The organism is Clostridium sp. JN-9 (genome assembly GCF_004103695.1).
Classification (GTDB): domain Bacteria; phylum Bacillota; class Clostridia; order Clostridiales; family Clostridiaceae; genus JN-9.
The window spans coordinates 2,416,553-2,429,178 of sequence record NZ_CP035280.1 but is presented as its reverse complement, the minus strand read 5'-3'; the positions used below and the strand labels follow the sequence as shown (position 1 = coordinate 2,429,178).

The 12,626-nt window shown below is 33.1% G+C and carries 21 protein-coding genes; 20 read left to right on the top strand and 1 reads right to left on the bottom strand.

All coding sequences use genetic code 11. From position 1 onward, the window contains the following. The first annotated feature begins 6 nt into the window (after nt 1–6). Complete coding sequence (locus tag EQM05_RS11685) at nt 7–279, top strand: hypothetical protein (RefSeq protein ID WP_128750202.1); 273 nt, start codon at nt 7–9, stop codon at nt 277–279. On the opposite strand, the gene EQM05_RS11680 is transcribed toward EQM05_RS11685, so the two are convergent. Beyond that, a complete protein-coding gene (locus tag EQM05_RS11680; protein WP_128750201.1) occupies nt 266–481 on the bottom strand; it encodes a hypothetical protein in 216 nt (71 codons plus the stop codon). The two genes, EQM05_RS11685 and EQM05_RS11680, sit on opposite strands and share 14 nt — an antisense overlap. A 64-nt stretch (nt 482–545) precedes the next feature. On the opposite strand from EQM05_RS11680, the gene EQM05_RS11675 reads away from it, so the two are divergent. From EQM05_RS11675 to EQM05_RS15845, 19 genes are all read left to right on the top strand, one after another. Next, nucleotides 546–1,331 (top strand): phage antirepressor KilAC domain-containing protein, encoded by a 786-nt coding sequence (locus EQM05_RS11675; RefSeq protein WP_128750200.1) that lies wholly within the window; start codon nt 546–548, stop codon nt 1,329–1,331. A gap of 39 nt (nt 1,332–1,370) precedes the next feature. Then, nucleotides 1,371–1,526, top strand: a complete 156-nt coding sequence (locus tag EQM05_RS11670) for a Com family DNA-binding transcriptional regulator (RefSeq protein WP_128750199.1) — start codon at nt 1,371–1,373, stop codon at nt 1,524–1,526. After that, nucleotides 1,519–1,785, top strand: a complete 267-nt coding sequence (locus tag EQM05_RS11665; protein WP_128750198.1) for a helix-turn-helix domain-containing protein — start codon at nt 1,519–1,521, stop codon at nt 1,783–1,785. The genes EQM05_RS11670 and EQM05_RS11665 overlap by 8 nt, the downstream gene beginning before the upstream one ends. A 19-nt stretch (nt 1,786–1,804) precedes the next feature. Beyond that, nucleotides 1,805–2,053 (top strand): hypothetical protein, encoded by a 249-nt coding sequence (locus EQM05_RS11660; protein WP_128750197.1) that lies wholly within the window; start codon nt 1,805–1,807, stop codon nt 2,051–2,053. 117 nt (nt 2,054–2,170) lie between these two features. Continuing rightward, nucleotides 2,171–2,434 carry a hypothetical protein gene (locus tag EQM05_RS11655; RefSeq protein ID WP_128750196.1) on the top strand — a complete coding sequence of 88 codons (264 nt, stop codon included), beginning with the start codon at nt 2,171–2,173 and terminating at the stop codon, nt 2,432–2,434. Next, a complete protein-coding gene (locus EQM05_RS16030) occupies nt 2,435–3,832 on the top strand; it encodes a hypothetical protein (protein WP_205694139.1) in 1,398 nt (465 codons plus the stop codon). Between the two features lie 2 nt (nt 3,833–3,834). After that, a complete protein-coding gene (locus EQM05_RS11645) occupies nt 3,835–5,982 on the top strand; it encodes a hypothetical protein (RefSeq protein ID WP_128750195.1) in 2,148 nt (715 codons plus the stop codon). Continuing rightward, complete coding sequence (locus tag EQM05_RS11640) at nt 5,966–7,759, top strand: UvrD-helicase domain-containing protein (RefSeq protein WP_128750194.1); 1,794 nt, start codon at nt 5,966–5,968, stop codon at nt 7,757–7,759. The genes EQM05_RS11645 and EQM05_RS11640 overlap by 17 nt, the downstream gene beginning before the upstream one ends. A 14-nt stretch (nt 7,760–7,773) precedes the next feature. Beyond that, on the top strand, nt 7,774–7,980 hold the full coding sequence (locus EQM05_RS11635) for a hypothetical protein (RefSeq protein WP_128750193.1): 207 nt from the start codon (nt 7,774–7,776) through the stop codon (nt 7,978–7,980). A gap of 205 nt (nt 7,981–8,185) precedes the next feature. Further along, complete coding sequence (locus tag EQM05_RS11630; protein ID WP_128750192.1) at nt 8,186–8,995, top strand: helix-turn-helix domain-containing protein; 810 nt, start codon at nt 8,186–8,188, stop codon at nt 8,993–8,995. Next, nucleotides 8,961–9,737: a DnaA/Hda family protein gene (locus EQM05_RS11625; RefSeq protein WP_164917279.1), complete on the top strand. Its 777-nt coding sequence runs from the start codon at nt 8,961–8,963 to the stop codon at nt 9,735–9,737. The genes EQM05_RS11630 and EQM05_RS11625 overlap by 35 nt, the downstream gene beginning before the upstream one ends. 11 nt (nt 9,738–9,748) lie before the next feature. Further along, nucleotides 9,749–10,000 carry a hypothetical protein gene (locus EQM05_RS11620; RefSeq protein WP_128750190.1) on the top strand — a complete coding sequence of 84 codons (252 nt, stop codon included), beginning with the start codon at nt 9,749–9,751 and terminating at the stop codon, nt 9,998–10,000. Beyond that, the gene (locus EQM05_RS16355; protein ID WP_279222116.1) at nt 9,990–10,118 is read left to right on the top strand and encodes a hypothetical protein; all 129 of its coding nucleotides are present in this window, start codon (nt 9,990–9,992) and stop codon (nt 10,116–10,118) included. The genes EQM05_RS11620 and EQM05_RS16355 overlap by 11 nt, the downstream gene beginning before the upstream one ends. A gap of 128 nt (nt 10,119–10,246) precedes the next feature. Continuing rightward, entirely contained in the window at nt 10,247–10,540 is a 294-nt protein-coding gene (locus EQM05_RS11615; protein ID WP_128750189.1) for a MazG nucleotide pyrophosphohydrolase domain-containing protein, read from the top strand. Continuing rightward, nucleotides 10,527–10,883, top strand: a complete 357-nt coding sequence (locus tag EQM05_RS11610; RefSeq protein ID WP_128750188.1) for a hypothetical protein — start codon at nt 10,527–10,529, stop codon at nt 10,881–10,883. The genes EQM05_RS11615 and EQM05_RS11610 overlap by 14 nt, the downstream gene beginning before the upstream one ends. Then, on the top strand, nt 10,876–11,304 hold the full coding sequence (locus EQM05_RS11605; RefSeq protein ID WP_128750187.1) for a DUF1064 domain-containing protein: 429 nt from the start codon (nt 10,876–10,878) through the stop codon (nt 11,302–11,304). The genes EQM05_RS11610 and EQM05_RS11605 overlap by 8 nt, the downstream gene beginning before the upstream one ends. A gap of 86 nt (nt 11,305–11,390) precedes the next feature. Beyond that, a complete protein-coding gene (locus EQM05_RS11600; protein ID WP_128750186.1) occupies nt 11,391–12,179 on the top strand; it encodes a hypothetical protein in 789 nt (262 codons plus the stop codon). Beyond that, nucleotides 12,142–12,447 carry a hypothetical protein gene (locus EQM05_RS11595; RefSeq protein WP_128750185.1) on the top strand — a complete coding sequence of 102 codons (306 nt, stop codon included), beginning with the start codon at nt 12,142–12,144 and terminating at the stop codon, nt 12,445–12,447. The genes EQM05_RS11600 and EQM05_RS11595 overlap by 38 nt, the downstream gene beginning before the upstream one ends. A gap of 11 nt (nt 12,448–12,458) precedes the next feature. Then, on the top strand, nt 12,459–12,620 hold the full coding sequence (locus EQM05_RS15845) for a hypothetical protein (RefSeq protein ID WP_164917278.1): 162 nt from the start codon (nt 12,459–12,461) through the stop codon (nt 12,618–12,620). Nucleotides 12,621–12,626: the final 6 nt, after the last annotated feature.

The following is a 12,626-nucleotide window of genomic DNA, read 5'->3' as shown; positions in this document are numbered from 1 at the left end:
GGAAAAGTGGAAAATTCAAAAAGAAAAATAGAAGAGCCAGTGAAAAAAGCAGCTGCCCCCGAAGTACCAGTTCAAGAGCAGCGGAATGATTTGTATTGTATAGCATGGCATCTACAAAGTTTTATTGAGGATGCAAAAACCGAATCAATAGCGAATTTTTCAAAACCTTGTGAAACATGTAAATACTCAAGGCAATGTGATTTTGATTTTTATTCTAAAACAGGAGGACTTACAAAACTTACTGGTGTCAAATTTCCTGCATTTTCTAAAAGGACCTAGGTACTTCTGCAAAAATTGGGCATCCACATTCTGTATCGGCAGTTTGGCAACCATTAAAGGCTTGATGCTCACAAGTATAACTAACACATTTATAATACGTTTTAGGATCACCACAGAGATTTATCGGCTTATATTCCACAGATAAAAAATTTTGCTTTTTAAGTTCAGGACAATAACCTGAATAAGTTTTAACTATTGGCATAAAAACACCCCCTTTCATGAGGATTTTACCATTGTGGGATAAATAATACAAAGGAGAGGATAGATTGAGTAATTTACAGATTTTTAGGAATGAACAACTTATACCAATTAATCAGAATGAATCTGGCGAGGTAATAATTAGCGGTAGAGATTTACATGAGTTTTTGGAGATTAAAACTGAATATAGAAAATGGTTTCCACGAATGGCTGGTTATGGCTTTATTGAAAATCAAGATTATATAAGGGTGTCCCAAAAATGTCCTACCCAAGGAGGAGTACAAGAAATCGTAGATCATGCAATTAAGCTAGACATGGCAAAAGAAATAGCAATGATACAGAGAAATGAAAAAGGCAAACAGGCAAGACAATACTTTATAGCAGTGGAAAAAGCATGGAACAGTCCCGAAATGATAATGAAGAGAGCTTTAGAAATTGCTAATAGAAATGTTCAGAATCTGAAATTAGAGAATGAGGGGCAAAAGAAACAACTAGAAGAACAGAAGCCAAAAGTATTATTTGCTGATAGCGTTACAGCTTCACATACATCAATCCTAGTTGGTGACTTAGCAAAGATACTTAAGCAAAATGGAGTTAATGCAGGAGCTAACAGGCTGTTTCAATGGCTAAGAGATAATGGTTACTTAATTAAAAGAAAAGGGACTGATTATAATATGCCAACACAATATTCAATGGAGTTTGAATTGTTTGAGGTAAAAGAAACATCTATAACACATTCAGATGGTCACATAAGCGTAAGTAAAACACCTAAAGTTACAGGTAAGGGTCAGATGTATTTTATAAATAAGTTTATTCGAGAAAAAACAGAAAATGAAGTAGCTTGTACTAAATAGGGGAAAGATGGAGGGCACTAAACTTTAGGAGGATTATAAATGCTTGAAAATATGAATGAGTTTAGATGCCTGGAGTGCAACAAATTGTTATTCAAATATAAGCTAAAAGGCAGCTTAAAAGTCCAGGTTAAATGCACACGTTGTGGCTGTATAACAAATTTAACAATAGAAAGAGAGGTTAAAGCAAATGACTGAAACAGCATTATCACATGAGAATTTAAAAGAAACATTTAAAGAAGTCCTATTGGATTTGATGCCTAAACAAGAAAAGGCAACATTGACTATACAGGAATGTGCTAATTTTACTGGTATTGGCAGAGATAAACTGATGGAACTTGCACACAGTAAAAATTCAGATTTCCCATGTTTTAAAGTTGGTGCAAAATTTTTAATCAATAAGGAAATGCTTATGGCCTGGCTAGATAAAATTACAAAGGAGGGCAGAACTTTATAAGAGTTGAGGAGATGAGGAGATGATGGAGGCAAAAATGATGAAAGCTGAAAATGTAAAAGGATTTGAGAATCTAACAGTAAATGCAGAAATGTTTAAACAATTTTTAAATAACTTTTATGCCGGCTGGGGGACAGAAGCTAGAGCAACCATAGAGCCTATATCAGTTAAGTTTTGTAAAAATAAAGAAGGTAAATATCTAAGGTTTGATTATAAGATCTATGGGAAAAAACAATGGCTTCATGTTACTGGCCCACATACATGGTATTAAAGTTATAAAGGCTGAAAAGCCTTTTATAAAAAACCTTTATTCAGCTTAAACAAATACTTTACAGTTTATTTTATGCTGATAACTATAAAAAAAGAATTAGATTGAAAGGAGAAGACAATGGAAGGATATTTACAAGCTTTAATAGACAGATATCAAAGACTGCAGCAATCATCATTAGGTGATAAAAGAGAAATATACAGGGAAATTTTAATTGATTTGAAATGCATGGGACATTATATAGACTCAAAAAAAATAACTAAAGATGAAGCCATGGAACCATTAGAGGTAGCAGGACAGAAGAAAAGAATTGCAATGATATTCACCGGCAAGTCAGCAGACTTATCGGAGTTTCTTAAAGAAAAAATGAGGGGAGTTGATTAAATGAAAGAACATGAAATTCGATATGACCGTTATGGAAGAATGTTTTATAATCCTGAGTTTCATGCTAATAACGGAAAGCAATGGACTACAGAAGATTTACAATATCTTATTAACTGGTATGACATTGCGGCCCCTGAAGAAATAAGTTTTGCATTAGAAAGAACTCAAAAGACAGTTCAAAACAAAGCATGTCAGCTAAGGAAGAAAGGCATCATGCATAAACCGATGAAAATTAGAAATAAATCAATGGAGGGTAAACCTATGGAAAATAAAAATGAAATAGCAAAATTGGGAGATGGAAATGTCTTTGTAAAAAGGACTCCAAGAGGTGGTATAAAAGCAATTCATGGAAAGGTAAAGCTTGAAGAAAAGAAAGGGCATTTAGCAATAATTCAGAATAAAGCAATGATTACTGCAGCTGGGTACAATGCAATGAATCAGTTCGCAGGTATAAGTATTATTACACCTGAGAAATTAACATTACCTGATAACCAAGTTGTAGTAAATCCTTATCCAATAATAGATCCTGCAAGTGGGACCATAGACAAAGTATGGGTAAAGAAAACCGCAATTGGGTATAGTCCTACAGGTAATCTAGTAATGACTTCTTCCACGCTGCTTTATGACATTAAAATGTACTTTATTCAGGACCTTAATAAAAAGGTGCAATATAACAAGGGCGTAGGACGTATGTGCATGGAGGAAACATTAACAGATGATGAAAAGAAAAAAGGAATGTTTTTAAGAATTCAAGGGACTATGGGAATTTGGGTTGATTTAACTAACACAGACATACTTAAATGCATGGATACTTACATTCAGAACAAATTATTTGCAGAAAGAAAGGCTCAGACGATAGCTGAAAGGAACGCTTTAAAGAAACACCCTGCACTTTGCCAGGTATATGTAGATGCTCAAGGACCGGATAAAGCACATTACGGTTATGTAGATGTAATAGGATTCAATAGTGATTTAACAAGAGATGATTTGTTAAAGCTATCACAAATGGCAGATGAAGGAAAGATGGTTGAAGAATTTAAAGGACATAGAGTGGATTATGTAGATGCCAATGTAATTGATGATGTTACTGAAGATGATGTATATGCAGCAAGAGATGAAGAGGAAACTAATGAATTACCTGAATCTATATCTGTACCAGTTAAGCACATTGATGTTAAAGAAAAAGAGAAAGTATCTGTGACTAAAAACAATGAAGCTGAAAGAGTGAATACTATGAAAGCTGACTTGGAAAATAGTAAAGGAATAATCGGTGAAGAAGAATTCAATAAAATAATACATGATAACTTCAGAAAGCCATTGGATCAGTTAACACCTGGACAGCTTGCGATGGCTAAAACACTTATAAATTCAAAGATAGATAGCCAGGAGGCGTTTTAATTATGGTAAAGATATCAAGTATTTTATTGAAAAATATTAAAGGCCAAAGTAACACACAGATGCTTACAGGAAAAGACATACTTATAGGCTCTAATGGGATTGGCAAGACAACAAGACTTCAGGCATTGGGCATAGCATTATTAGGATATGTACCTGGTAAAGGTAAAAAGTCAGATGAAACATTTAAGCTTTCAAGCTCAGACAATATGATGGTTGGATTAGGCACAAATGATTTTAATTTTACTAGAGAATTTAAGAAAAAAGTAAGTAAATCAAAAGATGGCTCAACAAAAATTAGTATCCAACAAGACCTAAATGTATCTCCTTCAAAAGGGGAAAGCAAAATAAATGAAAAAGAAGCAAGGATTTTAAGTGAACTTGGCAGTTTTCCTGTGATGCTAGATTTTAACGAATTTTTAAGTTTATCTGATAGTAAAAGAAGAGAGTTTATATATAACTTGGCAGGGTTTAAAAGCGAAGATTGGACTAAAGAAAAAGCTAAGCAGTACCTTGAGAAACAGTTATTAACCGTTGAATTAGAAATTAATAATCCGGAGCAATTTGAGATTATGGAGCAACTAATAGCAGATGTACTTAAGGAATATCCTGAAAAGTATGATATTTCAATGGGGCTGCAAAGCATGATTGATTGGACTAAAACTAAGCTTAGTTACTGGAATGATGAAAAAAAGAGATCTGCTGCAGCTGTACAGAAAATAGGAGAACTTAAAAATAAATTAACTGAAACAGACAGAAACCTTAAGGCCAACAAAGAACAGTTGGAAGAGCTTCAAACTAAGCTTATAACTATTGAAAAGCAGATTAGCGAGGATACCCAAAAGAAAAAGAATATTGATGCAAGGCTAAAGAAAATAGAGCAGTTAAAGCAGGCTATAGCAGATGAGCAATTAAAAGTATGTTCTATAAATGCCGGTGAAATTGAAAATAAAATAAAGAATCTAAAAGTTGGTATTAAATCGGTTGATAATAAAGAAAAAATTAAAACTGTAGATGATGAAATATTAAAAATTCAGTATGAAGATGAGCCAATAATTAAGGATAAAGACGAAGTTAAGATAAAAGGCATTGAATTAGCAGCTCAAATTAAAGCAAATCAGGAGACACTAGACAGGGTAAAAAATGTAAAAGACTGCTGTGTATTGGATAAAAGAATAGCTTGTAATAAGGATTTTAGTAAGTTTATTGAATATACAGAGGGAAAAATAAAGACCCTTACTGTCCAAAAGCAAATACTTGCTGACACATACAAAGAATTAAATGGCAAGGATATAGCCTTCAATGAAAGATATAAGAAGCTTGAAGCTGATAAAAAGGCTTTAGAGAATGAGGAAGTACAAGCAAATAGAACAAATAATTCGATAACTGCAGACATAAATACTCTTGAAAAGTCTCTTAATGAAGCTAAATCATTTGATACCCTTAAAGCTGAGAAAATAGCTAGATTAAATGAGGAGTTAAGTAAACTTCAAAATGAACCAATAGAAGCTATCGCCCCTTTAGATGTTTTAGAGAAACAATGTGAAAGCATTAGATTAAACACAAAAACTTTAAATGAAAAAATAGATGAGCAGGAGAAAGCAAAAACAACTTTATCTAATTTAAAATCATCAATGATAGATAGTAAAACCGCAGAGTATAACTATATAAACTTTAAAAGCATTGATGAAGCTTTAGGGGCAAAAGGACTTCAGGGGAAACTTATGAAAGAAACATTAGAGCCTATCCAAAATGATATTCAATTAAATTTAAACGCCATGGGAATAAATCACGAATTCTACTTTTCGACAGAAAGTGAAGGTGGAAAAGAGATATTCCAATTTGGTTGGAAGAATGATTTTGGAGATAAAAGAAATTTTGATGCGCTTTCTACAGGGCAACAGTTGATGTTACTAATTGCAATACTTATAACATTTATAGAAAAATCAAACCCAAAATGCAAAATACTTGCAATAGATAACATTGAAAATTTGGACAGCAAAAACTTCCCTAAGGTTATAGATGGATTAAATAAAATAAGTGATAAATTAGACAATATAATTCTTTCGGGTGTTGTGGACGTAAGTGAAGTAGAAGGTTTTAAAGTATGGAATTTGGATGAGGCAGGTGTAGAAAATGAACAGTCAGCTTAATGAATCGCAAAGAAAAGCAGTTGAAAGTGAAAGCAAAGTTATTCTTTGTTTAGCAGGCGCAGGAACAGGCAAAACAAGTACTTTAACTAATAGGATTGCTCATTTGTACAATAACAGAATAGGTTGCAGCAGCATGTTAGCTTTAACCTTTACAAGGTTAGCAGGTAAAGAAATGAAAGAGAGAGTCATTAAATTAATAGGCGCCGCAGGTGAAAAACTGTTTTGTAATACTTTCCATGCTTTCTGCGTTAAGGTTCTTAAAGAATATGGCTATCTGCTTGGCTATGGAAAAGAATTTACTATTTATGACCAGGAGGATAGAGAATCTATAATTGATAAGATAATTGAAGAATTTAAATATGGTAAATATACAAAAACAAAAAATATTATTTTAATTTTAGATGGTCAAAGAGAACTGGATTGTGGAGAAGAAGAGCAGGTTATTAAAGAATATCACTGGACCTTAAAAAGAAATAATGCAATAGACATGGATATGTTATTAACTGAAACGCTGAAGCTTTTAACACAATTTAATGAGGTCAAACAAAACTATCATAGTCAGTATGAATATTTATTTGTTGATGAATTTCAGGACACAAATGATATTCAAATGCAGATTATAAAAGCTTTAAATCCAAGTAATTTATTTGTTGTAGGTGATGATTTTCAGAGTATTTATGGTTGGAGAGGAGCAAAACCAGAGTATATTATAAATTTTTCAAAGTATTATCCTGGTTGTGAAGTTATAAAGCTAGAGGATAATTACCGTAGCACAGAACAGATAGTAACAGCAGCTAATAGTTTGATAGCACATAATGAAAATCAAACCAGAAAGGTATTAAAGGCACATAAGGATGGCCCTGAAATAGAGTATTTAGAAGCTGAAAATGTAATGAATGAAGTTAATTTAATAGCTGGAAAAATACTTGAAGGTGGAAATTATAGCGACTATGCAGTGTTAACTAGAACAAATAAGCAAATGGAACCTTTCAGTTTAACATTTAAAGCTTTTAATATACCTTATCAGATTGTAACAAGCAAAGATGATCCATTAAAAAAATATGATGTAAAAATGATTTTAAACGTCATAGAAACTGTTTTAAATCCTAATGATAGTAGAACATTAAAAAAGATAATAAACTTCCCTACGAAGCGTATAAGCGATTTAAAGATACAAGTAATTGAAAAGGACATGGTAGACAAAAGTATTAGTTTCATGGAAGCGTTAGAAGATGTAAAAGAAGTTGAAGAATTTATGCAGCAATTAGATAAAATCCATAGTTATATAACAGAAGAAAACTCAGATACCTCTAAAGTATTTTATATGGTTCAAAATGCCATAGGGTTAAATACAAAATATTTGGAGGAACATAGAAACAATAAAATTCAAGACCTTGAACTGGCGTTAGATGTAATAGAAAGATGGGAGAACCATCAAATAGAATTAGGGGAAAATATTGATATTTCAAGCTTTTTAAAATGGAACCATATAAAAGATATTCAGGAAAAACTTATTGAGGAACGAGATGCAGTAAAAATAATGACAGTTCATGCTTCAAAAGGGCTTGAATTTAAAACAGTCTTTGTTGCTGGCATGAATAAAGATGTTTTCCCAAGTAAGCGTGGAGACCTTGAAGAAGAGCGTAGGCTTTTCTATGTAGCGATTACAAGAGCAAAGGATAGATTATACCTAAGCAGGTCAAAGAAGGCATTAGGATGGGGGAATAGGGAAGTTTTAGCGAAGGAAAGTCAGTTTATTAATGAACTAAGTCTTTGAAAGGAGGTGAAACTATGGCAAACCCAGCATTTAATAGTTTAATTGAAGGCATCAATTCGCAAATACAAGCTTTGAACAAAAATAGCTTAAAGGTGTATGATGCCGAAAATCCGGAATACTTTATCACTGGCATTGAATACAACCAGGAAGATGATAAATTAATTTTCAAAACAGATGAAGATTTGGAAGAGCTTAAAAGAATGCACTCAGAAGATGAGTAATGAGACCCCTCGGCAAAGGGGTCAACATTGAAAATATTTAGTTGTACCGGTGAGTACTCGGCAAAGTACCCACCACCATTATATCACGGAGTATAAAACCTTATATAAGCTTATTTTATATTCCACCATTATTTATTATATGCAGTAAATAGAATTTTATACCAGGGAGATGGGATGGATTAGCTCCAGTAAAGGAGATGATTAAATGAGCGATCAGCTGAATTTTGGGAAAAGGTCTGTATATAAAGAAGGTTATGGCATTGTAGCTAAGTTAGTTATGAGAGATAAAGACTTAAGTCCTGAAGCAAAAGCAATATATGCGTATATATGCAGTTTTGCAGGTTCAGGTACTACAGCTTTCCCAAGTGCAGAGTTAATGATGCATGAGCTTAAGATGGGTGATAAGAGATTTTATAAATTTAGAAAAGAGCTAACAGATAAAGGATATATCAGCATATTAAAACAAAGGAATGGCAATAGACGAGAAAAAAATATATATCAAATAGTAGCTGAACCTATTGAACACAGTCGATTTGAAAGTGTTCAAAATGAAAGCTTTCAAAATGAAAGCTTTCAAAATGAGGGTAGTAATAGTAACAGTATTACTATTAACAGTTCTATTAATAACAATACTATCTGTAGTAGTAAGGAACTACCTAACAAAGATGTGTATACCTTATATGAACAAAGCGGTTTTGGATTTTTAAATGCAACACTTATAGAGCTAATTGATGCAGATGTTGAGATATATACAAAAAAGTGGGTATTGGATGCCATGAAAGAAGCGGTAAGGCAAAATAGATATAAGTTCGGATATGTTGAAGGCATATTAAGGAATTGGAAAGCTGATGGCAGGACATCAAAGGAGGAAAAAAAGAGTGGAGTCAATGGAAAACCTGATAGAAAAAATTATACCTCAGGACCAAGCAAAGAAACTTTACGACTTGAAGAAATCGCAAGGGAAAACGGACTCATTAAAGATGGAGACATTCAAGATACTGAATGCGACTTCTAATTGCCCTTATGGTGAATGTGACGGTTCTGGAATGAGCTTTGTAGTCAATGAAAAGACAGGAGAAAGTTACGGAAGATATTGCAGGTGCAGAGATGAAATGCTTATGCAGAAACGATTAAACTTTGCTAATATTCCTGATGAATTTAAAGGCCTTACAGTGAATTCCTTTAGGATTGACTGGTATAAGAATGAAGTTTCACAGGCTAGAGCTGCAAGAGCTAAAAAAGCTGCAGTAAACTTTGTTAAGAATTTTGAAGAATTCCAAGAGAGAGGAAAAGGATTGTATTTTTACAGCTATGTAAAAGGATCCGGTAAAACAAGGTTAGCTGTAAGCATTGGGAATGCCTTAATGACTTCCAAGAAAGCAGGAGTAAAGTTTACTACAACAATAGATTTATTAGCAGAAATAAAAAAGAGCTATGATAAAAAATCGGAGTTTACACAATCCGATTTAATTGAAGCAATACGAGGAGTTCAATGCTTGATTTTAGATGATATAGGGGTAGAAAAAGAGAGTGATTGGGTCAACGAAATATTTTACTCAATACTTGATTATAGGATGACTAGACAAAAAGTAACCTTATTTACTTCCAACGGAAAGATTGAAGAGCTTAAGCATGATGACAGAATTAAGAACAGAATTGAGAAAATGGCGGTTCCAATATATCTTCCTGATGAAAGTATAAGGTCAATAATATCCAAAAAAGAAAACGAAGATTTAACAAACTTATTGTTTAAATAGGAGGGAGTTCCATGGGAAAGAACTTTTTGAAATATCTTAAGTTAAAATATCTTAAACGAAAGGAAAATGAGAAACTTGAAAAAGCTTATATAGAAGTTAAAGATGATAGGGACAGATTAAAAAAAGCACTGGAAGGTACATTATGTGGCATGGTAGTTTATGCAGAATTCAGGGACAATGAAGCTTTAGAATCAAAGATTAACTCATATAGAAGAAAGGCAGTAGAAGCGTTAAAACTTTCGGATATACTAGATGAAAAATAATATTTATGAATTAGTAGAGCTCATACTAAAACTGTGGGAAAACGGTATGAGCCTACAGAAAGCAATCGATATGGTGAAAGAAGAAAATATAAAAAGGATTGATAAGAATGGTTATTAACTATATAGAGTTTAACTTAAAAGTAAATTCTAAAATAAATTCTTCTAATGACAGACAAAAAGAAAAATTTACTAGGATGATTATTAAGTTAAGAGAATGGTCAATGCAGAGCGTTAGGAGGTTTAGGAATGAAGTCTAAATTAATGGTTTTAGATAGAGATTATAATTGGTTAAAACATAAATATAAGCTGTGTGAAGAAACTTGCGAACTTGTTAAAGGTATTAATGAAAAGGATCTAGCAAACATAGCAGAGGAAGCATTAGATATAATCCAAGTTTGTATAGGAATTTTGGACAAGCTACAGCTTAATGGAATTGATATAAGCCAAGTATTTTTAAGGCATGAGAAAAAATTAATAGATAGAGGATTGAAACCTAAGGGTGTTATTGAAATCGAGGTGCGAAACATTGGAAGAGTGTGAAGCCTGTGGGAACCCTAATGTGGAACGTCATCATATTATCTTTCGTTCTCAATTAGGCCTGGACTTCCCTCTAAATTTCAAATATCTCTGTTTTGAGGACCATAAAGGGGACAAAGGCCCACATTGCTGCAGGAGGACTGATTTAAGTTATAAGATTGAGCTTCAAAGGAAACTTGAAGCTCTCCTGGATAAAGAATTTTATTCAGAGGATGAAATAAGAAAACTAATAGGACTCAGTAAAAAACAGGCAGATAAAATATTCAGAAGGTTCAGGATTTATCCGGAGGGATATTCAAAAGATGAAATAATTCGCAGGCTAATGGGGGGAAGGCTATATGAGTAAATATAGAAACGATTGGATTACCGTTGATGGCATAAAATTTCAAAGCAAAGATGAGGCTAAATATTATGAGTATCTCAAGGGTTTAAAAGCTAAAGACAAAATTTTAAATTTTGAGTTACAGCCTAAATATGAGTTAATTTCTAAATTTAAAAAGTGTGGTAAAAGCTATAGAGCTACAACCTATACTCCGGATTTTCTTATATATCATCTTGATGGGTCTGAAGAATTAATTGATGTCAAATCGTTGGGAACGGCTACACAACAAGGGGAGCTACGCCGCAAGATGTTTGATTATAAATACCCTGAATTAATGTTGACTTGGGTATGCAGAAATAAAAAGTACGGAGATGCAGACGGTTGGATTATTTATGAAGAATTAAAGAAGATTTATAGTAAGAGAAAAAAAGAGAAGGGAGAATAAGAAATGCCAAAAATAAGAATCATCCTTGTAGACAAGCTAAATGAAACATGTACAAGCCTGTAAATTTAAAATAAGGAGCTTATAAAATGGAAAATCGGAAATGGACACAGGAAGAATGTGATTACCTTCAGGATAAATGGGGCATGATATCAATTCCTTCAATAGCTGCTAATCTTGGCAGGACTGTACAAGCTGTAAAAGTTAAAGCATATAAAATAGGGCTGCGTAGACATTTACATTCCGGTATAGAGATAACTATTAATGAACTTGCTAAGGCTTTAGGGAAAGGCTCAAGTTATTCATGGATTCTTGATAGATGGTGCAGATATGGACTTCCTGTGAAAATGAAAAAAAGCATAAATAAAGAATATAAAGTGATAGATATAGATAAGTTTTGGAAATGGGCAGAAAAGAATAAAGATATTGTTGATTTTAGTAAATTTGAAAAAGATATGTTAGGAGCTGAACCAAAATGGGCAGACGAAAAAAGGGAGGCTGATATGGCTGCAGTAAAGTATAAAAAGACTCCTTGGACAAGGGAAGAAGATAATACACTTATAAATATGCTGAATTCATATAGGTACAGTTATCGGGACATTTCGGACAGATTAAGAAGAACCGGAGGAGCTATTAAAAGGAGAATGTGTGATCTAGGATTAAAGCAAAGGCCTTTGAAAGCTGACAATCATATTCCATGGACCAATGAAGAAATAAAAATATTACTTAACTTACGAAGTAAAGGTTACAGCCCTGAAATAATCGCACAAAGACTCGGAGAAAAGAGGTCAGCATTGGCAGTAAGAGGGAAAATAGAGCGAATGGAGTTGGTAAGCAGCAATGGAGAAGCCAGAAGAGATGTACCAGGAGGATGTTAATAATTTTATAGATATTGTGGACAGGTTCAAGTATTTACAGGATAACGATTATACTACAGCTTATCAGCTCCACAAGGATGCATTAGCACAGTATGACAGATGGAGTCAGATATATTTTGAAGTAAGAAGAGTAGAAATAGGAAAGAAAAAGGATCCACCATGGAAAGACAGAGTTGAGGATGTAATGAGAATCTTAAATAATATCTATACCTCAAGCCGTATGGTATGGAATAAATCAAAAGATGATTTAAATGAGGGTAAATATTAAGGAGGTATCCTATGAGAATAATGATAATGGAATGTGAAAACCAAAATTATTGGTATAAAAATAAGATAGGAAAGACTTATAAGGCAGAAGGGGAAAGCCAACCAAGGCATGAGAGTTGGATAACTAAAGATGGCATTATAAGAAAATCAGACTGTGAAGTAATTGAAAGGTAGGAGGGA

Bases quoted from the DNA above. Each gene is read 5' to 3' on its own strand.
- EQM05_RS16355 (WP_279222116.1), top strand. From the start codon at position 9,990: ATGAAAAATAATATTTATGAATTAGTAGAGCTCATACTAAAACTGTGG.
- EQM05_RS11660 (WP_128750197.1), top strand. From the start codon at position 1,805: ATGATGGAGGCAAAAATGATGAAAGCTGAAAATGTAAAAGGATTTGAG.
- EQM05_RS11665 (WP_128750198.1), top strand. From the start codon at position 1,519: ATGACTGAAACAGCATTATCACATGAGAATTTAAAAGAAACATTTAAA.
- EQM05_RS11620 (WP_128750190.1), top strand. From the start codon at position 9,749: ATGGGAAAGAACTTTTTGAAATATCTTAAGTTAAAATATCTTAAACGA.
- EQM05_RS16030 (WP_205694139.1), top strand. From the start codon at position 2,435: ATGAAAGAACATGAAATTCGATATGACCGTTATGGAAGAATGTTTTAT.
- EQM05_RS11640 (WP_128750194.1), top strand. From the start codon at position 5,966: ATGAACAGTCAGCTTAATGAATCGCAAAGAAAAGCAGTTGAAAGTGAA.
- EQM05_RS11625 (WP_164917279.1), top strand. From the start codon at position 8,961: ATGGAGACATTCAAGATACTGAATGCGACTTCTAATTGCCCTTATGGT.
- EQM05_RS11680 (WP_128750201.1), bottom strand. From the start codon at position 481: ATGCCAATAGTTAAAACTTATTCAGGTTATTGTCCTGAACTTAAAAAG.
- EQM05_RS11600 (WP_128750186.1), top strand. From the start codon at position 11,391: ATGGAAAATCGGAAATGGACACAGGAAGAATGTGATTACCTTCAGGAT.
- EQM05_RS11605 (WP_128750187.1), top strand. From the start codon at position 10,876: ATGAGTAAATATAGAAACGATTGGATTACCGTTGATGGCATAAAATTT.
- EQM05_RS11595 (WP_128750185.1), top strand. From the start codon at position 12,142: ATGGAGAAGCCAGAAGAGATGTACCAGGAGGATGTTAATAATTTTATA.
- EQM05_RS15845 (WP_164917278.1), top strand. From the start codon at position 12,459: ATGAGAATAATGATAATGGAATGTGAAAACCAAAATTATTGGTATAAA.
- EQM05_RS11635 (WP_128750193.1), top strand. From the start codon at position 7,774: ATGGCAAACCCAGCATTTAATAGTTTAATTGAAGGCATCAATTCGCAA.
- EQM05_RS11655 (WP_128750196.1), top strand. From the start codon at position 2,171: ATGGAAGGATATTTACAAGCTTTAATAGACAGATATCAAAGACTGCAG.
- EQM05_RS11630 (WP_128750192.1), top strand. From the start codon at position 8,186: ATGAGCGATCAGCTGAATTTTGGGAAAAGGTCTGTATATAAAGAAGGT.
- EQM05_RS11615 (WP_128750189.1), top strand. From the start codon at position 10,247: ATGAAGTCTAAATTAATGGTTTTAGATAGAGATTATAATTGGTTAAAA.
- EQM05_RS11670 (WP_128750199.1), top strand. From the start codon at position 1,371: ATGCTTGAAAATATGAATGAGTTTAGATGCCTGGAGTGCAACAAATTG.
- EQM05_RS11645 (WP_128750195.1), top strand. From the start codon at position 3,835: ATGGTAAAGATATCAAGTATTTTATTGAAAAATATTAAAGGCCAAAGT.